Source organism: Candidatus Bipolaricaulota bacterium (genome assembly GCA_035528115.1).
Classification (GTDB): domain Bacteria; phylum Patescibacteriota; class Patescibacteriia; order UBA11705; family DATKZF01; genus DATKZF01.
Map to the genome: position 1 here is coordinate 534,835 of DATKZF010000003.1, position 25,756 is coordinate 560,590.

Annotated in this window: 27 protein-coding genes; 17 read left to right on the forward strand and 10 right to left on the reverse strand. The window is 44.7% G+C overall.

What is annotated here, in order from left to right:
* Positions 1 to 19 precede the first annotated feature (19 nt).
* The 4 genes from VMX18_04575 (at position 20) to uvrA (ending at position 6,883) form a co-directional block, all read left to right on the forward strand.
* Entirely contained in the window at positions 20 to 388 is a 369-nt protein-coding gene (locus tag VMX18_04575) for a four helix bundle protein (protein HUT22635.1), read from the forward strand.
* 28 nt (positions 389 to 416) lie between these two features.
* Entirely contained in the window at positions 417 to 2,867 is a 2,451-nt protein-coding gene (locus VMX18_04580; protein HUT22636.1) for a pilin, read from the forward strand.
* Positions 2,868 to 2,869: 2 nt separating this feature from the next.
* Complete coding sequence (locus tag VMX18_04585) at positions 2,870 to 3,784, forward strand: thiamine pyrophosphate-dependent enzyme (GenBank protein ID HUT22637.1); 915 nt, start codon at positions 2,870 to 2,872, stop codon at positions 3,782 to 3,784.
* Positions 3,785 to 4,006: 222 nt separating this feature from the next.
* Positions 4,007 to 6,883 carry an excinuclease ABC subunit UvrA gene (gene uvrA, locus VMX18_04590; protein HUT22638.1) on the forward strand — a complete coding sequence of 959 codons (2,877 nt, stop codon included), beginning with the start codon at positions 4,007 to 4,009 and terminating at the stop codon, positions 6,881 to 6,883.
* Between the two features lie 170 nt (positions 6,884 to 7,053).
* Here the strand turns inward: uvrA and VMX18_04595 are convergent, their stop codons facing one another.
* From VMX18_04595 to VMX18_04625, 7 genes are all read right to left on the reverse strand, one after another.
* Positions 7,054 to 7,509: a response regulator gene (locus VMX18_04595; protein HUT22639.1), complete on the reverse strand. Its 456-nt coding sequence runs from the start codon at positions 7,507 to 7,509 to the stop codon at positions 7,054 to 7,056.
* An 82-nt stretch (positions 7,510 to 7,591) separates the two neighbouring features.
* Positions 7,592 to 7,912 (reverse strand): 50S ribosomal protein L19, encoded by a 321-nt coding sequence (gene rplS / locus VMX18_04600; protein ID HUT22640.1) that lies wholly within the window; start codon positions 7,910 to 7,912, stop codon positions 7,592 to 7,594.
* Positions 7,913 to 8,064: 152 nt separating this feature from the next.
* Positions 8,065 to 8,622: a hypothetical protein gene (locus VMX18_04605; protein HUT22641.1), complete on the reverse strand. Its 558-nt coding sequence runs from the start codon at positions 8,620 to 8,622 to the stop codon at positions 8,065 to 8,067.
* Positions 8,619 to 10,169 (reverse strand): HD domain-containing protein, encoded by a 1,551-nt coding sequence (locus tag VMX18_04610; protein HUT22642.1) that lies wholly within the window; start codon positions 10,167 to 10,169, stop codon positions 8,619 to 8,621. The genes VMX18_04605 and VMX18_04610 overlap by 4 nt, the downstream gene beginning before the upstream one ends.
* Positions 10,170 to 10,259: 90 nt before the next feature.
* Entirely contained in the window at positions 10,260 to 11,198 is a 939-nt protein-coding gene (locus VMX18_04615; protein ID HUT22643.1) for an RluA family pseudouridine synthase, read from the reverse strand.
* Positions 11,199 to 11,267: 69 nt separating this feature from the next.
* The gene (locus VMX18_04620) at positions 11,268 to 12,293 is read right to left on the reverse strand and encodes a hypothetical protein (GenBank protein ID HUT22644.1); all 1,026 of its coding nucleotides are present in this window, start codon (positions 12,291 to 12,293) and stop codon (positions 11,268 to 11,270) included.
* Between the two features lie 39 nt (positions 12,294 to 12,332).
* Complete coding sequence (locus VMX18_04625) at positions 12,333 to 12,806, reverse strand: hypothetical protein (protein ID HUT22645.1); 474 nt, start codon at positions 12,804 to 12,806, stop codon at positions 12,333 to 12,335.
* A gap of 97 nt (positions 12,807 to 12,903) precedes the next feature.
* On the opposite strand from VMX18_04625, the gene VMX18_04630 reads away from it, so the two are divergent.
* The gene (locus tag VMX18_04630) at positions 12,904 to 13,269 is read left to right on the forward strand and encodes a hypothetical protein (protein HUT22646.1); all 366 of its coding nucleotides are present in this window, start codon (positions 12,904 to 12,906) and stop codon (positions 13,267 to 13,269) included.
* A gap of 114 nt (positions 13,270 to 13,383) precedes the next feature.
* Here VMX18_04630 and VMX18_04635 read toward each other — a convergent pair whose 3' ends face one another.
* Both VMX18_04635 and VMX18_04640 read right to left on the reverse strand, forming a co-directional pair.
* Positions 13,384 to 13,917: a hypothetical protein gene (locus VMX18_04635; protein ID HUT22647.1), complete on the reverse strand. Its 534-nt coding sequence runs from the start codon at positions 13,915 to 13,917 to the stop codon at positions 13,384 to 13,386.
* Positions 13,917 to 14,471: a hypothetical protein gene (locus VMX18_04640; GenBank protein ID HUT22648.1), complete on the reverse strand. Its 555-nt coding sequence runs from the start codon at positions 14,469 to 14,471 to the stop codon at positions 13,917 to 13,919. The genes VMX18_04635 and VMX18_04640 overlap by 1 nt, the downstream gene beginning before the upstream one ends.
* Before the next feature lie 150 nt (positions 14,472 to 14,621).
* Here VMX18_04640 and VMX18_04645 point away from each other — a divergent pair, with 150 nt between their 5' ends.
* The 12 genes from VMX18_04645 (at position 14,622) to VMX18_04700 (ending at position 25,306) form a co-directional block, all read left to right on the forward strand.
* Positions 14,622 to 15,446, forward strand: coding sequence for a helix-turn-helix domain-containing protein (locus tag VMX18_04645; GenBank protein ID HUT22649.1), 825 nt, complete (start codon positions 14,622 to 14,624; stop codon positions 15,444 to 15,446).
* Positions 15,447 to 15,491: 45 nt separating this feature from the next.
* Complete coding sequence (asnS, locus tag VMX18_04650; GenBank protein ID HUT22650.1) at positions 15,492 to 16,787, forward strand: asparagine--tRNA ligase; 1,296 nt, start codon at positions 15,492 to 15,494, stop codon at positions 16,785 to 16,787.
* A gap of 175 nt (positions 16,788 to 16,962) precedes the next feature.
* Positions 16,963 to 17,157 (forward strand): YwbE family protein, encoded by a 195-nt coding sequence (locus VMX18_04655; GenBank protein ID HUT22651.1) that lies wholly within the window; start codon positions 16,963 to 16,965, stop codon positions 17,155 to 17,157.
* A 63-nt stretch (positions 17,158 to 17,220) separates the two neighbouring features.
* On the forward strand, positions 17,221 to 18,369 hold the full coding sequence (locus VMX18_04660; protein ID HUT22652.1) for a PEP-utilizing enzyme: 1,149 nt from the start codon (positions 17,221 to 17,223) through the stop codon (positions 18,367 to 18,369).
* A gap of 4 nt (positions 18,370 to 18,373) precedes the next feature.
* Positions 18,374 to 19,312 (forward strand): PEP/pyruvate-binding domain-containing protein, encoded by a 939-nt coding sequence (locus VMX18_04665; protein ID HUT22653.1) that lies wholly within the window; start codon positions 18,374 to 18,376, stop codon positions 19,310 to 19,312.
* Between the two features lie 188 nt (positions 19,313 to 19,500).
* On the forward strand, positions 19,501 to 20,838 hold the full coding sequence (aspS, locus tag VMX18_04670) for an aspartate--tRNA(Asn) ligase (protein ID HUT22654.1): 1,338 nt from the start codon (positions 19,501 to 19,503) through the stop codon (positions 20,836 to 20,838).
* Between the two features lie 111 nt (positions 20,839 to 20,949).
* Positions 20,950 to 21,255 (forward strand): hypothetical protein, encoded by a 306-nt coding sequence (locus tag VMX18_04675; GenBank protein HUT22655.1) that lies wholly within the window; start codon positions 20,950 to 20,952, stop codon positions 21,253 to 21,255.
* A gap of 2 nt (positions 21,256 to 21,257) precedes the next feature.
* A complete protein-coding gene (locus tag VMX18_04680; protein HUT22656.1) occupies positions 21,258 to 21,947 on the forward strand; it encodes a ScpA family protein in 690 nt (229 codons plus the stop codon).
* A 94-nt stretch (positions 21,948 to 22,041) separates the two neighbouring features.
* Positions 22,042 to 22,608 (forward strand): SMC-Scp complex subunit ScpB, encoded by a 567-nt coding sequence (gene scpB, locus VMX18_04685; GenBank protein ID HUT22657.1) that lies wholly within the window; start codon positions 22,042 to 22,044, stop codon positions 22,606 to 22,608.
* Positions 22,609 to 22,618: 10 nt separating this feature from the next.
* A complete protein-coding gene (locus VMX18_04690; GenBank protein ID HUT22658.1) occupies positions 22,619 to 23,521 on the forward strand; it encodes a serine hydrolase in 903 nt (300 codons plus the stop codon).
* On the forward strand, positions 23,518 to 24,009 hold the full coding sequence (locus tag VMX18_04695) for a small multi-drug export protein (GenBank protein ID HUT22659.1): 492 nt from the start codon (positions 23,518 to 23,520) through the stop codon (positions 24,007 to 24,009). Before VMX18_04690 ends, VMX18_04695 begins: the two co-directional genes overlap by 4 nt.
* Before the next feature lie 172 nt (positions 24,010 to 24,181).
* Positions 24,182 to 25,306: a glycosyltransferase family 1 protein gene (locus VMX18_04700; protein HUT22660.1), complete on the forward strand. Its 1,125-nt coding sequence runs from the start codon at positions 24,182 to 24,184 to the stop codon at positions 25,304 to 25,306.
* Here VMX18_04700 and VMX18_04705 read toward each other — a convergent pair.
* Entirely contained in the window at positions 25,283 to 25,747 is a 465-nt protein-coding gene (locus VMX18_04705; protein HUT22661.1) for a hypothetical protein, read from the reverse strand. The two genes, VMX18_04700 and VMX18_04705, sit on opposite strands and share 24 nt — an antisense overlap.
* Positions 25,748 to 25,756: the final 9 nt, after the last annotated feature.

Sequence of the window (25,756 nt, forward strand, 5' to 3'; positions counted from 1 at the left end):
AGGTTGTAGGTGGCAAAATATGGAAAAACAAGTAATAAACAGTTATAAGGATTTGATTGTTTGGCAGAAAGCCATGGACTTGGTGGTTGCCGTTTATAAGCTTACGGATAAGTTCCCAAGAGAAGAAGCGTACGGGCTTACTTCTCAGATGCGACGCAGCTCCATTTCCATTCCTTCAAATATTGCGGAAGGAAGAAGGCGCGGAACAAGAAGAGAGTACAGGCACTTCTTAATTGTCGCGTATTCATCGGGAGCTGAGCTTGAAACTCAACTTGAAATCGCGAAAAGATTAAATTTTTCGGAAGATATCGTTTATAATGTCGCTGCTGATTTATTAGAGGAGATTATGAAAATATTAAATTCAATGACGTCGTCGCTTTATGTCTAAAGCCACCTAATCAGCTAACAAGCTCATTATGAAAATAAAAAAAACAACTCTCGCCATATTATTACTGGTCATCATGTCCGCGATGTTTGGATTTTCGGAGTTGGCCAAAGCCGCCGACTTGCGCGAAGCCATTCCGAATTTGAAAATTTCCATTCCCACTTTGCAGGAAGGGTTCCAACAGCCGGTGGTGATCAGCAAATGTCCCAAGGACAAACCCAATTGCGCGCCAAACGAGAAGCAGGCGTTCGCTTCGATTCCGTGGATCGCGCAGTATGTCAGCGCCATTTACAAATACGCGCTCGGTCTGGCCGCGATAATGGCCACGATTTCCGTGATGATCGGCGGCGTCTTGTACCTGACATCGGCAGGCAATCCTCAGCGCATCGGCACGGCTAAAAACATGATTATCGGCGCCATCTCGGGCATGGCCATTATTATTTTTTCTTATGTCTTTTTAAATTTGATCAATCCTGAACTGGTGAAATTAAGCCCGATCGAAATACAAACCGTGCTCGAAGAGCAGCTGGCCACGGGTCAAAGTTGCAGCAGTTTGGGTGGACAATTTTTAGTGCAGGTCGGCGCTGAAACGACCGATCCCAGTAACGCTTCCAATCACAGTAAATATTTGTGCGGCTCTTATTATCCGGTGTCCGTGGCCGCGGGCGCGGCCGGTTCGGCCGGAGGATCATGTCTCGGAGATTTTTGTCCGACCGGCAGTTGCGTTGAATTTGAAGGCAATACCCAGTGCGTTAACGCGCTTTTTTACGGAACCATCAAGAGAACGGGTTTGGGCAGAATTATTGATAAAATAACCTTGATGGGAATAACTTCGGATAATGAAGTGGTGACGATTAAAGAATATCCGATCAGCGGCACGGATTCATATATTATTCCGTTGACCGGAGATATCGACGCCAAGGTCAGAAACGCGCAAAAATTTTTCTTTTTGATTGAAATCAATGATACCGACAATTGGGCGTATTGGGCGAAATTCCAAGCCACCAAAAATCAAAGCTTAATGGATTTGATCGGAGACAGAATTGCCGGAGCCTTTACCCCTACATGGGATGATGACGTTCCCGCTGTCAGAAGCTATAAAGATTCCAATAAGGCGATATTGGGCACGGCTCTGCCCATTCCCGTAGAACTTAGTCAGGCTCTGGGCAAAGCTTGCGAGACTTGCAGGGTTTTTGAAAGAGATCCGGAGACCTGGCAGCACTGGACGGCAAAGCCGTTTTGCAAGTTTTGGACGGCCGAAGAAGTGCTGGGCATCATTGGGGCAAACGGCGGACTGGGCATCAGAGTGAATTTCGACACGGATGATTTCCCTGAAGATTATACGAAGGTTGAAGCGGATGAATTGGCTATTTACAACACCATGCCTTGCGGGCCGATCTATGGCTGCGATTTGAAATACGAAGAAAATAGCGCATATACGCAGTATGATCCGAAAAAAACCAAAGCCGAATGCGAAGCAGCCGCGAAATCGTCAGCCGGTCAGACTGTCGGCGGCGGTTCTTGTCAAATAAACGAGGTCTGGACCACCAAAAATGATCCTGACGGCAATCCATTGGTTTGCCTGCCGGCGGGCGGTGTGGGTCAATATGAATGGTCCGGCGGCAAGGAAGGAGAGGCCATTGATAACTCTAACCTGGTTAATCCAAAAGATGTGCAACATTTTGGCGTGGAATTGCATAGTCGATATGCGAGTCTTGGCACTCAATTACCGACCGTGTCTTGCGTTGACGGCACCAAACCGACTTGGTTGGACGCGCAAGGAGCTTGGGACGCGGTGGGTTGCGAAAAAACTACGGGGGATGTCTATTATTGTTCGGGCAGATGTTTGGGACCGGATAAACAGGTTTCGTCTACGCCGGGTTCAAAATGCATTGGCGGTGTTTCTTGCTTCCCGTTCAACGGTCAAAAATTGATTTGCAATATGTCATCGCAGACTTGTCAATTCGGCGTCTGGGGAGATTATTGCGCCAGCGATATTCACTGCGACACTAGTTCCGGCTTTACTTGCAATATGGATCTGAAGGCTTGCGTTAAGAACGGCGCCGGGCAGCAGTGGCAAGCATGTTCGAGTGATGCTGATTGCGGCGGTTCATTGAAATGCTTATATCCTGCTTATATTGATTCGGATAATGGCGGTTGCGGCACATTTCCGGAAAGTTTTCCTGAAGCCGCGCGAGGTTCATGGGAAGACGTCAATTATGGTAGCAGCACTAATAATAGAAAAATTTGTTGGGATCCGGCGAAAAATAATGACGTAAATGGCCTTTGCGATTGTGAAGCGAATCTTCAATGCGGGTCGGACAATGAGAAATGGTCGGATGCGGAGTTATGTAATACGGACGGTTTGAATTATTGCTCTTCGGTTATCGAGGGCGCTAGGTGCGATACGGACAAAGACACGCCGCTGGCCGGAGGATATATTTGCGATGAAAGAAATTATCTAATTAAAAAAATTCAGTAATTATGACAGCCAATAATTCATACCATTCTCCATTTCAACACCTGATCAATCCCGGCCACACGGCTTGCGCGGGTTGCGGTTTGATGGTGGCCATGATTAATGTTCTCGACGCGCTCGGGCCGAACACCATTGTGGTCGGAGCCACGGGTTGCAGCGAAGTGACCACCAGCAAATATCCGCAAAGCGCATTTAAGGTGCCCTGGATTCATTCGGTTTTCGAAAATCCGGCGGCCGTGGCCACGGGCATTGAGGCTGTTTTGAAAAAAAGAGGTCAAGATAAAGACATTAATGTGTTGGCTTGGGGAGGGGATGGCGCCATTTTTGATATTGGCATCGGTTTTATTTCCGCCGCATGGGAGAGGCGGGAAAATTTTTTGCTGGTGTGCCTCGACAATGAGGCATACATGAACACGGGCATTCAGTCCAGCGGCGCCACGCCGCTTGACGCTTATACCATGACCACGCCGTCCGGCGAAAAATCCTGCGGCAATGCGAATTTGAAAAAAGACATGATCAGGATCGCTTTGGCGCATGACGTAGCGTACGCGGCCACGGCCACCATCGGCGATTTGACCGATTTGACCAATAAAGTTAAAAAAGCGGCGAAAATAAAAGGGCCGAAATACATTCAGGTTTTAACGACCTGCATTCCCGGCTGGAACGTGGAGCCGAAATTGTCGATCAATTTGGCCAGGCTGGCTCAGCAGACGGGCATTTATCCGGTTCTCGAATATGAATACGGTAAATTAACCAATGTGAAAAAAGTGGCCAAGGATCGGCCGAGAGTGGAAGAATATTTGAAGCCGCAGGGCAGGTTCAAGCATTTGTTTTCCAAAAGCGGCAAGTGCCAGAGCGGCATTGAAGCGATTCAAACGTTGGCGGATGAGAATGTGGAAAAGTACGGGTTGTTGAAATAAAATAAATTAGGCGGCGGCCGCGAAAACGACGAATGAAAATTCGTCGTTTTATTGTAGAGGCGCGCCGCGGCGCGTCTCTACAATGGCGGCATCGCCGCCCGCGGCCGCCTTTTGACGCCTTTCAAAAATTGTGTTAAACTGATTCGCAAGGTGTTTAACTTCCCGACGAGAAAAAAAACGAAAAATTTCAAAAAACTTTTCGCCTCACTCGTCGCGTTTTCTATGAGCAAAACCATAAAAATAAAAGGCGCCAGAGTAAACAATTTAAAAAACATCAGCTTGGAGATTCCCAGAAATAAATTGGTGGTCATCACCGGACTGTCCGGCTCGGGCAAGTCGTCTTTGGCTTTTGACACGATTTACGCGGAAGGACAAAGACGCTACGTGGAAAGTTTATCGTCTTATGCCCGGCAATTTTTGGATGTGCAGGACAAGCCCGATGTGGATCAGATCGAAGGCCTGTCTCCGGCGATCGCCATTGATCAAAAATCTTCCTCGAGAAATCCTCGTTCGACCGTGGGCACGATCACGGAAACCTATGATCTTTTGCGTTTGTTGTATTCGAAAATAGGCATTCCGCATTGTCCCAAATGCGGCCGGGAAGTGTCCCGTCAGACAGTTGAGGAAATAGTCGATAAAATTTGGGATATTGACCATCATTTGAATATTATGGTGCTGGCCCCGATCATAAAGGATCAAAAGGGCAAGCATCATAATGTCCTGGAAGAATTGCAAAAAGCCAATTATTATCAAGTCAGATTGGACGGCATTGTTTATAATATAGAAGAAGCGCTGGATCTGATCATGGATAAACAAAAAAGGCATACCGTCGAAGCGGTGGTTGATCGAGTCGTTTTAAGCGGCGACAAAGAAGAAAAAAAACAATTGGCCGAATCCGTGAAAATCGCCCTTGATTTGGGCGACGGGCTGGTGATCATTCAGCGATCGGATAGAGAAGAAGATGAAATATTCAGTCAATATTATAATTGTCCCGTTTGCAACATCAGTTTGCCGGAAATCGATTTGAGAAGTTTTTCATTCAATTCTCCGAATGGCGCTTGCGCCGAATGCAGCGGTCTGGGCATTAAGCAGGAAGTGGATCCGGAATTGGTGATTTCCAATCCGAGATTGACGCTCGCCGAAGGCGCGATCAAGCCATGGACTAAAATATTTTCCACGCAAACCACGAATTGGCAATTACTCGAGGCAGTTTCGCAAAAACACAAGTTTTCGCTTAACATTCCGGCCGGCAAGCTGTCTTCAAAAGCCAAAGAGGTGATTTTATACGGCACGGGCGGAGAATTATATCAGATCGGCAGCAAATCAATGTCGTTTGAAGGAGTGATTCCGTATTTGGAAAACAAATATAAGATTACGGATTCCGATTATATCAGAAAAGAAATCGAAAAATACATGCGCATGCATATTTGCCCGTCATGCGAGGGCAAAAGGCTAAAACCCGAATCTCTGGCCATAACGATCGGCGGGTTGAATATTTCGCAGGTGGCTGATTTGCCGATCAGTAAAATAATTTTGTACATCAATGAATTGGTGGACACGGCCGTCAAAAAAGGCGCTAAGATTTCGGTCAGAGGAAAATTGATCAAAGAAAAAATGGTTGAAAGATCCATCTTTATCGGCAAGCAAATTTTTAAGGAATTAAAGCGGAGGCTCGGTTTTATCGAAGACGTGGGTTTGAGCTATTTGACTTTGGATCGCAGCGCGAACACTTTGTCCGGCGGCGAAGCCCAGCGCATCAGGCTGGCCACTCAGATGGGCGCCAAACTCGCGGAAGTCGTGTATGTGTTGGATGAACCGACCATCGGTTTGCATCAAGCGGACATTCATAAATTAATCGGCACGCTTTTGGAATTAAAAGCGCAGGATAATACGGTGATTGTGGTCGAACATGATGAAACCACCATGATGGCGGCTGATCAGATAATCGATATCGGACCCGGCGCCGGCGTGGGCGGCGGGGAAGTGGTCGCTCAGGGCACGCCCGAGCAGATAAAAAAGAATCCGAAATCTTTGACCGGCAAATATTTGTCGGGCAAGCTTAAAATCGAAACATTGAAAATCGATCGCCGAAAAAGAGGCAATGGCAAGAAAATTTCGATCAAAGGCGCGACCGCCAATAATTTAAAAAACATCAACGTTGACATTCCGCTCGGCAAGTTCGTCTGCATCACCGGCGTTTCCGGTTCGGGCAAATCCACTTTGATGAGCGATATTTTGTCCAAAGCCCTGGCCAAAACGTTTTATCGCTCCAAGGAAATGCCGGGCGAGCATAAGAAAATAGAAGGCATTCAATATTTGGACAAAGTCATTACCATCGACCAATCGCCGATCGGCCGCACGCCGAGGTCAAACCCCGCGACCTATACCGGTTTATTCACTTATATTCGAGATTTGTTCACTCAAATGCCGGAAGCGAAAATTAAAGGTTTTGACGCGGGCAGATTCAGCTTCAATGTCAAAGGCGGCCGGTGCGAAGCTTGCGGCGGCGATGGACTGGTTAAAATAGAGATGCAGTTTTTGCCCGATGTTTACGTGATTTGCGAAGAATGCAAAGGGAAAAGATATAATAAAGAGACTCTTGAAATTCATTATCGCGGCAAAAATATTTCCGATGTTTTAGACATGACCGTTTCTCAAGCCAAGGAATTTTTTCAAGACATTCCGATTTTAAATGAAAAGTTGTCAGTGCTCGAAGAAGTCGGTTTGGGATATTTGACGCTCGGTCAGCCGGCCACCACTTTATCCGGCGGCGAAGCGCAAAGAATCAAATTGGCCACGGAATTATCGAGATATTCCACAGGCAAAACATTGTATATTCTGGACGAGCCCACCACCGGACTTCATTTCGACGATATCAATCGTTTGTTATTGATCTTGAATAAGCTGGTTGACAAAGGCAACTCGGTTTTAATCGTGGAGCATAATTTGGATGTCATCAGGCAATCGGATTGGGTGATAGATTTGGGACCCGAAGGAGGAGAAGAAGGCGGCTACTTGGTGGCCGAGGGTTCTCCCGATCAGGTGGCCAAGGTTAAAAAATCCGTGACCGGGCAGTATTTGAAGAAAATGAGAGACTGATTAATGATTATTCGCAGCCATTTGTGGCAAACCCATAAACCAAAAACCAAGGCAAGCCATTCAGACGCTATGATTTGTAATGTGTTTGTAATAAATATGACGCTAAGGCTAGCTAAGTAGCCGCAATAATTCGTAACGTGTTTGTAACGTATTTAAAAAGCTGTCTATGTTTAGACAGCTTTTTTCGTGGTTTTCCTTTTTTTCGAGAAAAGGCTTATGATCAAATCGATCAATCTTGCCGGACGCAGGGGCTTGTCGATGTAAGCGTCGGGCTCAAACAGCGGCGAGGTCAGAGCATTGATGTCCGGTCCAATGCCGGTCATGATGATGATCACCGGAGTTTGTCCATCCTTTTTTTCTTCCAGACGGATGTTCTTGCATGCCTCCCAGCCGTTCATGGCGGGCATCATCACGTCCAGAAGGACGATATCCGGACAATGCTCGCGGTAGAGTGTTACCGCTTCGCATCCGTCGGCAGCTTTGAGCAGCTCTGCCTCGGGGAAGGCGCGACTAAAGATGGTTCCCATCATGTCTACCAGAAATTGGTCATCGTCAGCCACCAGGATGCTGGCGGGAATTGCTCCGGCGACAACCCTTTGTACCCATTTTATTTTCGGATCTCCCATGCCGCCACCTCCTTGTTTTTTGGGGACGATAAAAAGAGCTTATGATAAATAAAAAAAATTGGCAAGTCGCCAATTTTTTGAGTTATTTGATTTCTCTAAGTCTTTTATGAGTGGTTCTAAGATGCCCAAGTTTCGCCCGCCTGACTTTGTATTCTTTGGCTGTCTCTATTTTTTCAATAACCGGTGAATGCAAGGGGAAGATTTTTTCAACTCCGATGCCGTCCGAGACTTTTCTGACCGTGATCGTGGCTCCGATTTCAGAGCCATGTTTTCTGGCCAAAACCAAGCCTTCAAAAATCTGGACTCTTTCTTTTTCTTCTCCTTTGGGTGTTAACTCTTTGATTCTTTGATGCACCGCGACCACTTTGCCGGGCTGAACTTCAGGGTAAATATCTTTTTTCATAGGGTTACAAATTACGAATGTTTTGTAAAAAGGTTACCAATGGTTACGAATTTACAAATAATTTTTAGTTTATTATAAATTTTATCTCGTATGCTAAAGCCTGTACATCTTGTAACTAACAGATATGATTTTAGCTTTTTGGAGAGAAATTGTCAAGCATTCTCAAAAATGATTTTTTCGCAGTCTTTGACCGCTTGTTTGAGCTCGTTTTCTTTGTTTTTTACAATGAAATCGGCATGTTTGGCCATGGCCAGCTCGGCAGGCAGTTGCTCCAATCTTTTTTTCAATTTTTCGGGATCCATATTCCTTTTTTCGATCCTTTTTTTCAAAATTTCCGAGTTGGGAACCTCAAGGAAAATTTTGATTATGCTCTTTTGTGAAAATTCGTTTTTATCAATGGATAAAGGGTCAATGGTTATCAACGGTGTTTTGCCGGCCTGCCAAATTTGTTCAATTTCCTTGAGAGCTTTGCCGTAATAATTGCCGTAAACCAAATCCCATTCCAGCAGCGCGTTTTTATCGATCAATTTTTTGAAATCCTTGACGGAGATAAAATTATACTCGCCCGCTACTTCTTTGGACTTTCTACGAGGCCTGGTGGTGTAAGTCATGGGCCGCGCCAATTCGTCCGGCTGGTTTTTTAGGAGTTTGTTGACAATGGTTGTTTTTCCCGAGCCTGAAGGGCCGGAAATCAAGATCAATTTTTTCATAAATCCAAAAAATCTTTTCTATGAGCTTGAATAAAGGCCGCGGCTTCTTCTTTTGAGGATATTTTGTCGCTGAGTTGCTCTTCGCGCAAACGCTTTTTAATCTCGCTGATCCAAGGCCCTCCTTTTTTGCCTTCAAAAAGTTCCATGATTTCGCCGCCATTCAATAATTCGACCGGAGTGTCGATTCTGGCCGCCAGAGTCGCTTTGATTTTCTCCATTCTTTTTATCAGCGCTTTGAATTTATCCGTGGAAGGCGAGCCGTCGGGGCGGAGCGAGCCGAGCGCGTCCAAATAATGAAGCATCATTAGGCGTTGGCCTCGGGAACCCATGAAATATTTTTCAATCGTTGTTGCTTTAAGCGTTGCCGGGTCGCCAGCGGTGGCGATCATGTGATTTTCAATCAGAAATTTGACGCGCTCGACTTGTTTTCTGGAAAATCTTAATTTGCGTAAAATGGTTTCCGACATTTTGGCGCCGACATTCTCATGGCCGTAAAAAACGATTTTTTTCTTGCCATCTTTTTCTATTTCTTTTTTGGTCGCTGGTTTGCCCACATCATGCAATAAAACTGCCATGATGAACGACCCGTCGATTTTGGCTTCCGGAAATTGCGCTTTGAATTCCGGAGAATTTATTTTTTCAATCATTAATTTAGTGTGCTCGATGACATCGCCTTCGTAGTGATGTTCCGGCGGCTGTTCGCAGCCTTTGAGTTTGTCTATTTCTGGGATTATTTGTTCAAAGACGCCGGCTTTGTCGAAAAGTTCAAAAGCGAGAGAAGGATTGGTTTCAAGGGCTTTGAGCATTTCTTTTCTGATAGTGTCTTCGGGCACGACTCTTTCGGTTTGCCCCTCATTGTTTGTTCTGGTGTCATTTAAATGTTTGGCGTTTTCCACGATGGCTTGCCAGGTTTTCGGTTCTATTCGAAAATCAAGCTGGCAGGCAACGCGAATGGCGCGCAAAATTCTGGAATAATCTTCTTTGAATCTCTCGTTGGGGTCGCCGACCGCGCGAATGATTTTATTTTCCAAATCTTTTCGGCCGCCGAAAGGATCAATTAATTTTCCTTCGCGCGCGTCAAAAGCCATGGCATTGATGGTCAGGTCTCTGCGGCTCAAATCGGTTTCAATCGGCAAGTTCGGATCATATTGGACTTCAAAATCTCTTTTGCCGCCGCCGCCGGTGGACATTTCAGTGCGCGGAAAAGCAAAGTCCATGGCTTCGGTCAAGGTCGAGTCCGCGGGCATGAATTTGTTGACGCCGAAGTTTTTTCCGGTCAGATCTAGGCTGCCTTTTTCTTTGGTCAGAGCTTTTTCCAATTGCGCTTGCGTGATTTTACCCAAAACAAAATCATAGTCTTTGGACGGTCTGTCCAAAAACGAGTCTCTGACAATGCCTCCGACCATGTAAATTTTTAATTCGGGAAGTTCGGGATTGGTAATGAGGTCATCGATAGTTCTTTTTACGGACGGCTCGTCCAAAATTCTTTGACGGAGTTTGTCTTCGATTCGTTCTTGTTTTTTAAAAATATTTTCGAAGAATTTCATATAATTTCCACCCCACTTTCTTGTCCGCCGTAGCGTTAGCGAAGGCGGGAGTGGGCATGGCAACGAAGCCGACTGAAAGTCGGGCAGAAATTAGAGTTTTTTAAAAAAATCATCTAAATCCCCATCAAGAGCAATTTTATATTCCAACTTATCTCCATTCAAATCCTCAAACGACAAATAATAGGCTTGCAAAAACATGCGGACTATTTTGGCCGGCTTGTATTTTTTCGTTTTGTACAGCGGATCGCCGACCACCGGGTGGTTTAGCGCCAGAAAATGCACTCTGATTTGATGCGTTCGGCCCGTTTTCGGCGAGACATCGACCAGCGAGTATTTCGGGCTGGTTTTGATGACTTCATATTCGGTCAAAGCGCTTTTGCCGAGAGTTGAATTAAACGGATGAGCCGCCATGGCGCCGCTTTGCGCGCTTCTGCCCACGCGAAAAGACATTTCATCCTCGAGCGAATCCGGTCGGCCGTAAATGAGAGCGTAGTATTTTTTGGTGATGAGCCTTTTTTTGAATTGCGATTTCAAATGCTCGAACATTTTTTGATTCTTGGCGATGACCATCAGGCCGGAAGTTTCTTTGTCTAGGCGATGAACAATGCCGGGGCGATTCGGGTCTTCTCCCACTTTGGCGATGGAAGGATGTTTTTTCATCAGCCAGTCGACCAATGTTTTTTCAGCGCTCGTTTTAGTCGGATGAACCAAAAGATTCGCCGGTTTGTAAATGATCAGCCAGTCATCCTTTTGGTCGAGAATTTTAATTTTTTTGAGAATCCCCGCGTTCTGATTTTCTTTCGGCGGTTTTTTCAATACGTCCGCCGGCCGGGACGCCGTTTCTTTTTTTATTTCGACAAGGTCTCTCGCCTTTAAAAAGCGGTGAGCGGTCGCCTTTTTTCCGTTAACCTCAATCAAACCGGCCAAAATACGTTTCTTTATTTGGCTGCGGGTCGACTCAGTCAGCTTTTTATTGAGGAATTTATCCAGGCGCCAACCGTGGAATTGTTCGTCTATCTTATATTTCATGAATCCAGTCTATCATTTCCGCTGAATTTTTTCAATTGAAAAACGACGATCGTGAGACAATCGTCGCTATTAGGCGGCAAAATCGAAAATTTGCTTTTCGATGTCCGCTCGAGGGATCAGGCCTTCCCCGGACTGATTGACCAGCCTTAGAATGGTCTGGTTGTCGAGTCCGTTACTTGCGAGAATCTCTTTCGCTTCCTTCCTGCTTAGGATACCTTGTCCGCGCAGACTGGACATGGCCTTGAGCAGAGTCTCTTTGTCTTCTCCCACGGCGGCCATGAAGGCGGATAGAATCCATTTGCTGGTTTGCTTGATGGAAAGCAGGGCGTCGCAAATTCTGTCCACGTTCCAGTTGTTTGCCAGCAATGAAACGACGATTCTGCCCGCAGTCCACTTGGCCGGTCCGAACAGCTGGCGATAGAGGTGCGAAGCGATATTGTAGTCGCTCCACTTGGCGCTCTCCAGGGCGCGGATTATTCTCGAATCTTTCCAGCCGGCCGCTTGCAGCGCTCGGAACGTTTGATCCGGACCGATTTTCGTGTCCCCGAACGCCTTGACGATCCGCATGTCGCCCCAGCCGATGATCGAAAGGATGGAAACAATGATGTCAAAGGTGTCGAATTTCCAAATGTTGGCAACTAGCTCGTCGTCCGTCCAGACTCGCGACAAGGCTTTGCAGATCCGACGCAAGGCTTTTTTTCGCGTCTTGTCCGGCAATTTCGTGCCCGGCTTGTCCTCCGTGAAGCCGATCTGGTAGCACAGGAGAAAACTATCGTGCAGAAAATACAAGCCATTTGCGACCATAAGCAGTTCCACCAGGTATTTTTTCTCAATGGCGGAGTGCCGCAAGGCGCGCACGATCTTGGCGTCGAACCAGCCGGCCGCGAAAAGGTCATTGACGATCTCGATGTTTCGCCTTTTCTCTTCAAGCGACCCCGGGGTTTTGGAAAAACCCAGGCCGGCGAGCAGGGTTTGATCGATTCTGGCGATATTTGCCGGGTGTTTTTTCGCCAGTCTGTCCGCTTCGCGCAGAGTTTTTTTCAGTATCGCCAAATCCATGTCCCCCTCCTTTTTGCCGTACAGATAAGTTAGCATGAATCCATAATTAAAAAAAGCCGGCTTGGTGAAGCTGGCTTAAAATCCGGGAGGCAGATTGGGATTGATGGCTTGAGACAATGACCTTCTGAAGGCGAGGAAGCTTTCCGGCGTTCGAAAGAATTTCGCCATGTCGGTTATCCTGCCATGGCCATTGCCGTAAACCGCCAAAGTGGCGACGGAGTTCTCTCCTGCTTGAATGCTGTGCCATACATCCGGCGCCAGACTCAACTGACAAATGCTGTCGTTATCTAATTTCTTTGGGGGCATGGCGACACATTGGTGATTTCCATCTTTGTCCCAGAGATGCACAACGACGCTGTTGTTTCCGCCGGTGACCGTCAAAAAAGCCATTTCTCCTTCATTGTAGGCTCCGTCGGCGTATTGAGTGCCGGGAGAGATCATTTGAATCGACGGGAGCCCATCCGGCCCGTCGTCTATTTTAGGGTAGGAGTGGCTGGGGGAGCAGACGAGGAGGCATCCTCCTAACAGTGTTTGTTTCGTTGCGCCCATCGTTTCCTCCTTTGTTCTGAAAGGAAGTTTACTTGGCCGGTCGGGTTTTGTCAATTTAAAAGCGGCGGATTGATAAGACAATCGCCGCTTGAGCTATTTGGATGTTTTGATTTTTTTTCTGGAAGAAATCCCCGTGCCGAGAATTACCGAGCTTAGGAACATTCCTCCTCTCCCGATGGTCAGCGACAATCCGGGAATACCAAAGGAAACGCTGATGCCGTTACGTGAAAAACTCAGCCACAAGTTACGGCCAAGTCTGACGTGTGTTCTGAAATTCATGTTGCCTCCGTTTAAAAGCGGCGGATTGATAAGACAATCACCGCTTGAGCTATTTGAATTTTTTGATTTTTTTTCTCGAAGAAACACCCGTGCCCGGAATGCCCGTATTGAGAAAAATTCCTTTTCTGCCAATGTTAATCGATATGCCTGGGATGCCGATAGAGAAGCTGACGCCGTTTTTTGAAATATTCAAGCGCGCATTGCGGCCGAGCCTGATTCTTTTTTGGAAGCGCATGACTTTATCTCCTTTTCAAGAAAAGAGGCGGCTTGGATTGTCCAAACCGCCTCATGTCATTGATTACTCCTTCTTGCGGCCGGCGTCCTTTTCCGGAGCCTCTTCGAGAACCTTGATCTTGGTGATGGCCTCGAAGGCCGGCTCGAGCTGCTGGAGCAGGGTTGCCATCATTTCACGGCCCGTGCCCTGCATGCAGTACTCGGCCACCTTGGCCACGGTCTCGCAGTTGGGGATGAACCCGTACTGCGTGGACAGGTAGTGCACCGCGCTGGCCACGAACAGCGGCTCGAGCATGTGGCCGAGCGCGGTGTCGAAGAACTTGGGGTAGGTGTCGCCCAAGGTGCGGCGCAAGATGCCAATCATCAAGTCGCACGCTTCTTCGGATCCGGCGATCTTGGCGCCGTGCTTGAGGTTGACTGTGACAGCATGGAGAGTCTGATTGGGCTTGTCGGTCATGCTGGACATGGTGGTTTCTCCTTGGGTGGTGGTTTGTTTATCGGTCTGCGGTATTTCGCCGAGCGCCTGGGCTGCGTCCTCTCCTGCAGCCTCGCCGAGCGCTTCGGCGATTCTTTTTTTGACATCCTTGACACTGCTCATTAATTTTCTCCTTCCGTTACCGCATCCTCTTTTTTTTCTTTCTTCTCCTCCTTCTTGGTTCCCTTCTCCTTGCCCCCATTCTTCCTGAGGGCTTTCTCTTTGTCTTGCCGCGAAAGAATGCTCTCCATGAGAGCATCGATGACGATTTGGACTGATAGCCATGAGTCGCATTGCCCCAGCTCACGAATGACATCATCGTCATCAATGACTGAAGTCTTGACGTGGTCTTTTAGCGAATCTCCCAGAATAAGGTAGCATAAGTGGCAATGCGGGCAGATTTTGATGAAGTCGCCGGCAAACTTCATGATGATATAGTAGTGACTCCTGCACTCATAGCATGGCTGAGCGGTGAAGAAATGGACAGCCTTGCTTGGGTTGCCGGCCGCGTTTTCGATTCGTCTTTTCAAAGCGCTAATGATGGCTTCTCCATTGATTTCCCACGGATTCTTGTGTGAAAAATAGTTAATAAGCTCTTTTCTTACGTTAATGTCCATGTCTTGAGCTCCTTTGTCTCCGCGGGTTTTTAAGTTATCAATGAACATGTAAGGAAGCATTATAACAATTTAAAAAATGATGTCATTAATATGTTAAATTTAATTATTGATATTTGTCTTTATTTTGTCTAAAATTAAATAAAATGCTCGAAATATAAAAATATTGTTCGTAAAAATTGACAAAAATTATTAATTTGATATAATAAATGCATGGAAATTAAAGCGGAACAAATCAAACTGATCAGCGAATTGAAAAAGGCGGGATTAAAGCAAAAAGAAGCGGAGATTTATGCCGCTCTTTTGGAATTGGGCGGCGCTTATCCGTCCAAAATCGCGGAATACACGAAATTGAACAGAAGCACGGCTTATAAAATTTTGGAGGAATTGGCCATTAAAGGCCTGGTTTCTGAATTGCGAAAAGGAAAAAAACTTTACTATCAGATTGAAAAACCCGAAAAATTGGTTAGGTTCGCCGACAGTCAGATCAGGCTCGCGGAAAATCGTTTGGAAAATGCCAAAAAGATATTGCCGGAAATAGAAGGATTGTTTACCTTGACTCCTCATAAACCAAAGGTAATGTTTTATGAAGGGCTTGACGGCGTGCTCAAGGTTTACGCCGATCATGTTGAAGTGAAAGAAACTTATGAGATGTTGGCTTATTCAAACGCCGCCGAGTATTTGAAATTCATTCCCAAAAAAGACCAGGAAGCATATACGAAGAAAAAGGAGAAATTGAAAATTAAAACAAGAGGCATTGTGCCGGATACGGTGATTGATAAAAGTTACAATAAAGTCGCTTACGCTAAAATCGAAAAAAGCATTTGGCCAAAGATCCGCTATATTCCGGCAAAGATGTTTCCTTATCATGGCGAAGTTACAATTTACGGCAAAGATAAGGTCTCTTTGATAAATTTCAGAAAAGGAGCGTATGTCGGCGTTATTATAGAAGATCAAGACATTCACGACATGATGGCCATGATTTTTGAGCTGGCTTGGGCCGGTGCCAAGGAATTCGAGAAAGAGAAAAAAGTTTGATTTTTGGAGATGACAATGATATCATTGAATAAATCAAAGAAAAATATGACTCAAACATTCATTAAAGACTTCAAAGAATTCATCGAAAAACAGGTTTCAATCAAAGGCTGGGTTTATAATCTGCGCTCATCGGGCGCGATTATGTTTTTGCAGATTCGAGACGGCTCGGGCTTTGTTCAGACCGTGGTGTCCAAAAAAGAAGTTGACGACAAGGTTTGGATAGAGGCGCAAAAGATTACCACGGAAAGTTCGGTTGAATTGACCGGCAAAGTGACCGAGCATCCCAAGCAAAAAGGGGTTTTCGAATTGCAAGTTTCAGCAGTTAAAATTATTCAAATCGCCGCCGAATACCCGATCGGAAAAAAAGAGCACGGCCCTGAATTTCTTTTGGACAACCGGCACCTGTGGCTGCGCGCTCCCAAACAATGGGCTGTTTTGCGCGTTCGAAACACCATTATCAACGCGACTTACGAATATTTGAATAAAGAAGGTTTTATAAAAATTGATTCGCCGATTTTAACGCCCGTGTCTTGCGAAGACACCACCACTTTATTTGAAACCGATTATTTTGATTTGGGCAAAGCTTATTTATCGCAATCAGGCCAGCTGTACATTGAAGCGGCCATATTTTCCGTGGGCAGATGCTTTGACTTCGGCCCGACATTTCGAGCGGAAAAATCAAAAACCAGAAGGCATTTGACCGAGTTTTGGATGATGGACGCTGAGGCCGCGTTTGTCGAGCATGAAGAGAATATGAAAGTGCAGGAAGGATTGATTTGCTTTATCATTGAAAAAGTTCTCGAGAGAAATCAATACGAACTTGGCGTTTTGGAAAGAGATGTTAAACTGCTGGAAAAAATAAAAGCGCCGTTCGGTAAAATGACTCACGCCGAGGCCGTTAAAAAATTGCAGTCGCTCGGCTCGGACATTAAAGAAGACGATGATTTGGGAGCCGATGACGAGACTTTGCTGACCAAAGACAGCGCCGTGCCCATATTCGTTGAAAAATGGCCGGCGAAAATTAAAGCGTTTTACATGAAGCTTGATCCGGAAAACAAAGACTTGGTTTTGGGCTCTGACCTGATCGCCACCGAAGGCGCGGGCGAGATTATCGGCGGCTCGCAAAGAGAAGACGATTATGATTTGCTTTTGAAGAGAATGAAAGCGCAAAAAATGCCCATTGAGTCATTTCAATGGTATCTTGATTTGCGAAAATACGGATCAGTGCCGCACAGCGGCTTTGGTTACGGCTTAGAGAGGTTGGTTCGCTGGATTTGCGGCTTGCAGCATATTCGCGAAACGGTTCCGTTCCCGAGGATGATTAATAGGTTGACTCCATAGTGAGTTACGAGATGTACGAGATTTTCGTACGAAATATTACGAGATCGGTTTCTTAAAAAATTGGAAAGTGGAAATTGGGGATGAAGAAAAAAATTGCTCCATTACTCAATTGTTACGTGATACATGATATGTGATCCATGCTTCATGCTCCATGTTTCATGATTCATGATAATTTATGCCAATAGAAAACAGAGACGACATCAAGCCGGGTATGGAGGTGATGATTGTTTTGAAAAAAGATCAGCCCACCGGCGACTTGACTCGAGGAGTCGTTAAAGAAATTTTGACCAATTCCGCTTTTCACCCGCGCGGCATAAAAGTCAGACTTGAAGACGGGCAGGTGGGAAGAGCGCAGGAAATCGTGAAATAAAAAATGCTCGGATCGGGCATTTTTTATTTGTAAAATAATTGATTTTATGGTAATTTTAGAGATATGAATGATGTTTTCGAGCAAATTAAGCGGCGGAAATGGTTTCTTGGCATTCGTCGGGAAGAATCACTGTTTTTTTATTCGGCCAAGTTTATGGACAGAGAGAAATTCACTTTAAAAAATTATAAAAATAATTTTGTCGAATCAATAATTTTTCCTCAAAAGGATAATGAGGTAATCCGCGCTTTTAATTTGGATCAATCAAAACTCTTTCATCAAGAATCAAAGAAAAAGGTTTTGCGAAATCCGGAGCTTTTGCGAAAATATATTGACCACGATGATAAACTTTGGAAAAAAATTTCCAAGCTTTCCGAAAGATTGGAAAAGTTTATCGAAAAGCGAGATTTAAAAAAGGCAAAAAAATGTTTTCAGGACATTCTTGAAAAATACGGCGAACATGGCGCTTATTTTTTATTTATTTTTTCAATGGGCATGATGCTCGAGGAAAATAAAAAAGAAATTGAAAACGCTGGACAAGTTTTGGAGGCCCATAACAAATGGAGAAATGAGATTGCATTTAAAGAGGAAAAAATGGGTGAAAACTTGTTTGATTTTTTTGAATTTTTGAAAAAGGAGAAAAAATCAGATGCAAAAGAAAAAGATTTGATGACTTTTTTAACTGCCCAAGAGATTGTGAATTTGGCTGATGGCGCGCTTGACGGGCAAGAAGCGGCGGAAAAAACCGAGCATCGAAAGCAAAGCGGCTATGTTTATTTGTATTTAAGAGACAAACGCTATCAAGACACTGTATTGGATGATCCGATTTTGATCGGGCAGATAAAAGAATATTTTGGAAAATTATCAGCGCCTAAAGAGGCGGGCATTAAGGGGCAGGTCGCTTTCAATTCCGGAGAAAATATCAAGGGAGAGGTTGTTGTTGTAAAAGATAAACGTGAATTGGAAAAAGCGGATTTGGCGGGGAAAATTTTGGTTACGATTCAAACCACGCCGCATTTTATTCCTTATTTGAAAAATGTCAAAGCGATTATTACCGATGAAGGCGGCATTACTTGCCACGCGGCGATTGTATCCCGAGAAATGAAAAAGCCCTGCGTCATCGGCACGAAAATCGCCACGCAGGTTTTGAAGACGGGCGACGAGGTGGAGGTGGACGCCACGCACGGCAAAGTGACCATAATTAAAAAATCATAATACTATGTTTACCAAAACTTTTAAACAAATATCTTACAAAAACGTCGACATCGCCGGCGGCAAGGGCGCGTCGCTGGGTGAAATGTTTCAGGCAGGCATTCCGATCCCGCCGGGATTTGTGGTTTTGGCGCCCGCTTTTGACAAGTTTTTGAAAGAAACAGATTTGGATGTTGAAGTGGAAAAAGAGCTGGATAAAATTAATTTTGAAAACGTGAAATCGGTTGATCAGGCGTCGAAAGTGATTAGGCTTTTGATTGACAAAGCGCGATTCCCTGAAGACATTGCCAAGGAAGTTCAAGATCAGCACAAAAAGCTGGGCGCGGAATATGTGGCCGTGCGAAGTTCCGCGACCGCGGAGGATTCTTCAATCGCGTCCTGGGCCGGAGAGCTAGAGAGCTATTTAAATGTTAAAGAAGATAATTTATTAAAGTCAGTCAAAAAATGCTGGTCGTCTTTATTTACGCCCAGAGCGATTTTTTATCGTTTTGAAAAAGGGTTGATTAAAAGTAAAGTTTCGGTGGCCGTTGTCATTCAAGAAATGGTTAACAGCGAAATCGCGGGCATCACCTTTACGGTGCATCCGGTCACCAAAGACCCGAACCAAATTATCATTGAAGCGGGCTTTGGTTTGGGTGAGGCGATCGTCTCCGGCAGTATCACGCCTGACAGTTATGTGATAGAAAAAGACACTTGGAATATCATCGACATCAATGTCGCCGAGCAAGCGAAGCAATTGATCAGGGTGCCGGCCGGCGGCAATGTCTGGAAAGATTTGCCGGCTGATAAAAAGGAAAAACAAAAATTAACCGGCGAGCAAATCATTGAATTGGCGAAATTGTGTTTTGATATTGAAAAGCATTATAAATTTCCCTGCGACATTGAATGGGCGTTTGAGGGAGGTAAGTTTTATATCACGCAATCGAGGCCGATAACGACGTTATGATTGGTTACGAGATGCTACAAGATATTGGAATATAATAATAGTGTGAAAAGTCAAAATTTATTTTAAATCGGCGCGCGAGCGCCGGTTTTTGTTTTATAAGCAGGCCGAATACTTGAAATGCCGCGTCAAATGATGTATGATTATAATGACATTTGTTTAATTCTAATGGTTATTTTTTATACAAAAATATGGCAAGAACGCTTAATTTGGAGGTTGTAAACAAAAAAGGGGAGGAAGTCATCATAAACGGTTGGGTCGATGTCAGGCGCAACATGGGTAAAATCGTATTTCTCGACATGCGCGACCGAACCGGAATTTTGCAGGTCGTTTTGGTGCCAAACGAATTGGATGACGCTTCAAAAGGCATTTTGGATAATATCAGGCCGCAGTTTGTTTTGGAAATCCAAGGCGTGGTCAATGAACGAAAAGGCAAGAACGCCAATCCGCTGATGGAAAGCGGGTCGGTTGAGGTTTTGGCCAAAAGCATCAAAGTTTTAGCTGAAGCGGAAACACTGCCGTATGAGCTCGGGTCTGAAATGAAAATGGATACGTATTTGGACAATGCGCCGCTCAATTATCGTGATGAAAAATCCAGAGCTGTTTTTAAAGTCCAATCCGCTTTGATTCAAGGATTCAGAGAATTGATGATTGATGAAGGTTTTACCGAATTTCAAGCGCCGAAACTGGTGGCCGAGGCGACCGAAGGCGGAGCCAATGTTTTCAAAATCGATTATTTCGGCAAAGCCGCGTATTTGGGCCAGAGTCCGCAATTTTACAAACAAATCATGACCGGCGTTTTTGAGCGCGTCTTCACCTGCGGCAATGTTTATCGAGCCGAAGCTCATCATACTTCAAGGCATGTCAATGAATACACGTCGCTTGATTTTGAAATGGGATTTATTAAAGATCACTCCGATGTCATGGATATGACGCGTCGCGCTTTAACCGCCATGATGAACAAGGTGGCGAAAACGTGCGACAAGGAAGTTCAATTGCTGGACGCGGCCATTCCCGAGGTGCCGGCGGCCATCCCTTCAATGAAATTAAAAGAAGCCGAGAAAATCTTGAAAGATGAATTCGGCGAAAATTGCGAAGGCGAACCGGATCTCGAACCTCACCAGGAAGAATTGATCTGCCAATACGCCAAACGCAAATTCGATTCGGATTTTCTTTTCATCACTCATTATCCGGTGGAAAAAAGGCCGATGTACACCATGCCAGACGAAAACGATAAGGGTTTCACCAAAAGTTTTGACCTGCTTTTTCGCGGCTGCGAAATCGTCACCGGCGGCCAGCGCATTCACGATTATCAAATGCTGGTTGAAAATATTAAAAAATTCAAAATGGATCCCAAGGAGTTCGAGTTTTATCTGGAGGCTTTCAAATACGGCATGCCGCCCGAAGGCGGGATTGGCATGGGGCTGGAGCGGGTGACTCAAAAATTGCTCGGCTTGGATAATATCAAGCAGGCGACGCTTTTCCCGAGAGATGATGTGAGGATTGACCTGCCTTTGAGTGGAAAATAACAAATGACAAACTCCAAATTTCAAATAAATTACAAGCTCCAAATACGAAATAACAAACATTTGTGATTTTGAATATTGGAATTTTGGATTTATTGTCTGGGATTTATTAAAATGAGATTATCGAAATTGCAAAAATATATTTTGATCCAGAGCGATCAATATAAGGGCGAGCGATTGCATCGCGATCGATTGGTTGAGTTTTACGGACATGTTCAGCGAGCCCCGAAATCGGATTTGCAGACGAAAATCATTTCAAGAAGTTTGGAGAGCTTGATCGATAAGGAATTGATGATCGGCTATGGCATGCGCACGCCGCATAAGTGGTTCATTAAGGAAATAAAATTGACATCGAAAGGGAAAAAAGAGGCGAAAAAATTGTTGGGGGAACAAATGAGCCTGCCCTTGAAAACAAAATAGCTATGTATAAGATAAAAATAGAAAAATTTTCCGGACCGCTGGATTTGCTCCTGCAATTGATCGAGGGCAAAGAATTGGAAATCACCGAAATCTCGTTGTCGCAGGTGACTGATCAATATTTGGAACATATTAAAAAATTAACGAATAAGCCGGCTGAGGAATTGGCCGATTTTTTGGTCATTGCCGCGAAATTATTGTTGTTCAAATCAAAAGCCATTTTACCGATTGTCGAGGAAGAAGTCGAGCCGGACGAGCTGGAAAAGCAATTGAAAATGTACAAGGAATATTACGAAGCGAGCAAAGTCATTGACGCCATGATGGGTAAAGAGAATTTTTCATTCGGCCGCGAAAAATCGCCGATAAAAATGGAAGTGGAATTTCATCCTCCGGAAAATGTTAATTCGGCTTCGCTTAAAGAAGTTTTTTTGAAAATTTTGAAGAGATTGGATCCTCTTTTATCTTTGCCGAAAGTGGCCATTGAAAAAACGATCAGCATACAAGAGAAAATCATGTCCTTGCAAAAAGCTTTGTCTCGATTCAGAAATATCGATTTCAGCAAATTGACGAAAAACGCCAAATCGAAAACGGAAATCATTATTAATTTTCTCGCCTTGCTCGAATTGATCAAGCGTCGCAGCGTTTTTGTTTCGCAAAATGAAATTTTCGGCAATATTCAAGTAAAAAAAATATAAGCGTTGTCACGGGGCGTGACAACGCTTGAAATTCCGTCGCTCGGTCGCCATGAAAATAAATTTTCGCAGCGACCTCGCTAGAAATTATAAAAATATGGATAAATCTCAAGTGGAAAGTTTGTTGTTAGTTTCTCCGCGGCCGCTCGGCGTGTCCGATTTGATTAAGTTCTTTAAAAAGTCAGGCCAAAAGACTTCAAAAGAAGAAATCAAAAAAGCGCTTGATGAATTGGTGCTCAAGCATAACGCGCCGAATAGCGGCATCAATATCGTTTATTCAAATGATAGCTATCAAATGGTCTCCAATCCGGCCAATAAGGAATTGGCCGAGCAATTGATCAAACAGGAAAGATCGGGAGAATTGACGCAGCCGTCAATCGAGACCTTGACGATCATCGCTTATCGCGGCCCGATCAGCAAGGCCGAGATAGAGAAAATCAGAGGCGTGAATTGCAGTTTGATTTTGCGCAATTTAATGATCAGAGGTTTGGCGGATTTCGAGATCGATAAAAACAACGGGCAGGAATTATACAGCGTCACCGTCGAATTTTTGCAATATCTGGGCCTGAATACGGTCGAGGATTTGCCCGATTACTCGCGTTTGCATCAATTGGAGAGTCTGGTTGATTTTTTGGCGAATAAAGAAGAAAGTTTAACCAAATAAAAAGACCGCTATGATCGAATTTGTGGTTTCGGCGATTTTAATGATCAATCCGATATTTTCGAGCATTGATAGAGTTGCGGTAGATGATTTTTACAATGATCTGCGTTTGCCGCGTAAAATAGAAAATGATAACAGAGGAGTATTGCCGACATCTCAAAATTTTATTTTAAAAGATATTGATACCGGAAAATTTTTGTACGGTAAAAACAAAGACCAGCAGACTCCGATCGCCAGTCTCACTAAATTGATGACGGCGTTGGTTTTTTTGCGGGAAAACCCCGAAGTGAATTGGGAAGCGGAAGTGACCATGCAGCAAAGCGATGAGATTCCCGGCGCTTATCCGCACATTTATCGCGGTGAAACGGTTTCGCTCAGAGACGTTTTCAATACGATGCTGGTGTCTTCCGATAATCATTGCGCCAAGGCGCTGGCGCGAGTCTCCGGCCTGTCCGAGACTGAATTTGTCGAAAAGATGAATGTTTTCGCTGGGGAAAACAATATGCCAAACACTGAATTTCATGACGTGATCGGTTTATCAAAAAATAATGTTTCGACGGCCGCGGAAGTGGCGAGACTATTCGAGCTCGCTCTGAAGAATGAAGATATCTCGGCAGGGCTGTCTTTGCCGGCGTACAATTTTAAAATAAAAAATTCCAAGAAAGTCAGAAATGTTTATTCGACCGACGCGCTTTTTGATAGTTTTTTGAACTCGGAAAAATACGGCTATAAAATAATAGGAGGCAAGACGGGATATTTGCCCGAGGCCGGGGGTTGTCTGGCTATTTTGGTGGAAAAAGACAATCATCGGTTGCTCTCGGTTGTTCTGGGCAGTAATTCTTCGCAAGCCAGATTTCAGGACACGAAAGCTTTGATTGATTGGGGATTTTTAAATTACAGTTGGGATAATTTATGATTCAAACCATAATTGATTATTTCAGTAATGTCGAGCCTCGCTGGGCCACTTTTTGGCTATCCATGATTCCTTTTACGGAGCTTCGAGCCGCGTTGCCGATAGCTTTGTTGGGGTATAAATTGCCGGTCTGGGAGGCGATCGTTTTTTCAATCGCGGGCAACATGATTCCCGCGGTTATAATTTTATTTAGTTTGGACTGGCTGAGCGATTTTTTGGCGGCCAGAATAAATTGGTACAAAAAATTTCAGACTTGGCTTTTTGAGCGGACGGCCAGAAAGTTTGAGGGCAAATACAGAAAATATGGCCGCGTCGCCTTGCTGATTTTTGTCGGAATTCCTTTGCCTCTGACCGGCGCCTGGACGGGCGCAATCGCGGCTTTTATTTTCGGGTTTAAGAAAAAATGGGCGCTGCTGTTTATTTTTCTCGGTTTGATTATGTCGGCGATTATTGTTACACTGCTTAGTCTGGGCGTGATTTCGGTCATGTAAGCACATACACAGAACACATAACCTGAAGCACGTAAAAACGGAGCTTGTAGGTTGTTAGGTTATTAGGCAAACCAATAAGACACTAAGAACCTACTTGACTAACAACCCAAAAAGCCAATAAGTTACAAACTCATTACCATTTTACGATCGCTAATTGCCAATTCACACCCATATGCGCATAGGCATTGACTGCCGCAAAATATTCGATCCGATAAAAAATACCGGCGCCGGCGTGGAGCGGTATACCTTTAATTTGGTTAAAAACTTGATTGAACTCGATGAAGAAAACGACTATGTTTTATTTATACCGGCTGCGTATTCAAAAAATGCTTTGGATATTTTGATCAAAGACGGCGGACGCGCCCAGGTGAGGAAAATCCGGTCCGGCAAAATGCCGTTTTGGTCCCGCCATTTGAAATTTTCTTTTCAATTGTATCGGGCAAAGCTCGATTTGGCGTTATTTCCCGCCAACATTATTCCCATCGGCTATGCCAAGCGTTCATTTGTTTTCGTGCACGATTTGATCATTTACAAACATCCCGAATGGTTTCCTACCGGCCAATTTTTTTCGAAAAAAGTGTTGGTGCCGCTCAGCTTGAAAAAGGCGGAAAAGATAATTGCCATTTCACAAGCGACAAAAAAAGATTTGATTCAATTGTTCCGCGCTCAGGGCAAGAAGATTGAAGTTGTTTACCCGTCAGTGGATATTTATCCGGAAATCGATCCGCGCGCGGAAGAAAAGGCGAAACAGAAATTCAATTTGGAAAAAAGATATTTGTTTTTCGTGGGCACGCTCGAGCCCAGAAAGAATTTGGTCAATTTGATTAAAGCGTTCAAAAAAGTTTTACGTGAATTCCCTGACGTGGATTTGTATTTGGCCGGCAATGTCGGCTGGCATTATGAAAAAATAATCGGAGCCGCGGCTTCGGCTCGCGGCAAATCGAACATTAAGTTTCTGGGGGCTGTCACCAATTTGGAAAAATTGGTTTTAATGAAAAATTGCAGTGTGTTTGTCTTTTTGTCATGGGACGAAGGCTTTGGCATGCCCGTTTTGGAAGCCATGAAGGTCGGCGTTCCCATTGTCACTTCGGCCGCCGGCGGGCTCGGAGAATTGATTTCCGACAACAGACAGATCGCCGCGCCCGGAGATATCAATGATATTGCTCAAAAAATAAAAAATCTCCTGGCGGATCAGGAGCTTCGTCGCAATATTATAGAAAAGCAGAAAAAATGGTCGGAAAATTTCAGCTGGCGATATTCCGCTCAAAAATTGTTAAAAATTATACAAGGAAAGTAAAATAACCAGCATTGCGATTTGAATCATTAGGCCCAGCGGCAGGCCTATTTTTTTTGTGGGAAATCGATCGTGAACCCAAAAGTGCCATTTGGCGAAGCGTTTAAACATGCGGGGATATATTTCATGCACGCCCACCAAAAAATCGGGCAAAAGAGAGCCGGCCAAGGCCATGAAATATAAAAAGAAACTATCGATGTCGTTGTAGAACTTGATGAGCCAGAACAAGTTGAAAGCGATGCAAAGAGCCAAGTCAACCAAAATCAACTGCACCACTTGCTTGGGCTTTTCTTTGGTGCGATAGCCTTCAATAATGCGTTGATCGCCGTGAGGGATCATGTCCATCAGGAAGTGGAAAATTAAGCCGATGATGAAGGCCAGCCACCAGAATTTTATTTTTTGCGCGATGAATACGCCGGCTGCGGCGTGGACGGTTAGTAGCATATATCATGG

Bases quoted from the DNA above. Each gene is read 5' to 3' on its own strand.
- aspS (HUT22654.1), top strand. From the start codon at position 19,501: ATGGCAAGAACGCTTAATTTGGAGGTTGTAAACAAAAAAGGGGAGGAA.
- VMX18_04675 (HUT22655.1), top strand. From the start codon at position 20,950: ATGAGATTATCGAAATTGCAAAAATATATTTTGATCCAGAGCGATCAA.
- uvrA (HUT22638.1), top strand. From the start codon at position 4,007: ATGAGCAAAACCATAAAAATAAAAGGCGCCAGAGTAAACAATTTAAAA.
- VMX18_04585 (HUT22637.1), top strand. From the start codon at position 2,870: ATGACAGCCAATAATTCATACCATTCTCCATTTCAACACCTGATCAAT.
- VMX18_04620 (HUT22644.1), bottom strand. From the start codon at position 12,293: ATGCTAACTTATCTGTACGGCAAAAAGGAGGGGGACATGGATTTGGCG.
- VMX18_04575 (HUT22635.1), top strand. From the start codon at position 20: ATGGAAAAACAAGTAATAAACAGTTATAAGGATTTGATTGTTTGGCAG.
- VMX18_04700 (HUT22660.1), top strand. From the start codon at position 24,182: ATGCGCATAGGCATTGACTGCCGCAAAATATTCGATCCGATAAAAAAT.
- VMX18_04680 (HUT22656.1), top strand. From the start codon at position 21,258: ATGTATAAGATAAAAATAGAAAAATTTTCCGGACCGCTGGATTTGCTC.
- VMX18_04705 (HUT22661.1), bottom strand. From the start codon at position 25,747: ATGCTACTAACCGTCCACGCCGCAGCCGGCGTATTCATCGCGCAAAAA.
- VMX18_04645 (HUT22649.1), top strand. From the start codon at position 14,622: ATGGAAATTAAAGCGGAACAAATCAAACTGATCAGCGAATTGAAAAAG.
- VMX18_04655 (HUT22651.1), top strand. From the start codon at position 16,963: ATGCCAATAGAAAACAGAGACGACATCAAGCCGGGTATGGAGGTGATG.
- VMX18_04605 (HUT22641.1), bottom strand. From the start codon at position 8,622: ATGAAAAAATTGATCTTGATTTCCGGCCCTTCAGGCTCGGGAAAAACA.
- asnS (HUT22650.1), top strand. From the start codon at position 15,492: ATGACTCAAACATTCATTAAAGACTTCAAAGAATTCATCGAAAAACAG.
- VMX18_04635 (HUT22647.1), bottom strand. From the start codon at position 13,917: ATGAGCAGTGTCAAGGATGTCAAAAAAAGAATCGCCGAAGCGCTCGGC.
- VMX18_04610 (HUT22642.1), bottom strand. From the start codon at position 10,169: ATGAAATTCTTCGAAAATATTTTTAAAAAACAAGAACGAATCGAAGAC.
- VMX18_04690 (HUT22658.1), top strand. From the start codon at position 22,619: ATGATCGAATTTGTGGTTTCGGCGATTTTAATGATCAATCCGATATTT.
- VMX18_04580 (HUT22636.1), top strand. From the start codon at position 417: ATGAAAATAAAAAAAACAACTCTCGCCATATTATTACTGGTCATCATG.
- VMX18_04615 (HUT22643.1), bottom strand. From the start codon at position 11,198: ATGAAATATAAGATAGACGAACAATTCCACGGTTGGCGCCTGGATAAA.
- VMX18_04665 (HUT22653.1), top strand. From the start codon at position 18,374: ATGTTTACCAAAACTTTTAAACAAATATCTTACAAAAACGTCGACATC.
- scpB (HUT22657.1), top strand. From the start codon at position 22,042: ATGGATAAATCTCAAGTGGAAAGTTTGTTGTTAGTTTCTCCGCGGCCG.
- VMX18_04660 (HUT22652.1), top strand. From the start codon at position 17,221: ATGAATGATGTTTTCGAGCAAATTAAGCGGCGGAAATGGTTTCTTGGC.
- VMX18_04625 (HUT22645.1), bottom strand. From the start codon at position 12,806: ATGGGCGCAACGAAACAAACACTGTTAGGAGGATGCCTCCTCGTCTGC.
- rplS (HUT22640.1), bottom strand. From the start codon at position 7,912: ATGAAAAAAGATATTTACCCTGAAGTTCAGCCCGGCAAAGTGGTCGCG.
- VMX18_04640 (HUT22648.1), bottom strand. From the start codon at position 14,471: ATGCTTCCTTACATGTTCATTGATAACTTAAAAACCCGCGGAGACAAA.
- VMX18_04695 (HUT22659.1), top strand. From the start codon at position 23,518: ATGATTCAAACCATAATTGATTATTTCAGTAATGTCGAGCCTCGCTGG.
- VMX18_04595 (HUT22639.1), bottom strand. From the start codon at position 7,509: ATGGGAGATCCGAAAATAAAATGGGTACAAAGGGTTGTCGCCGGAGCA.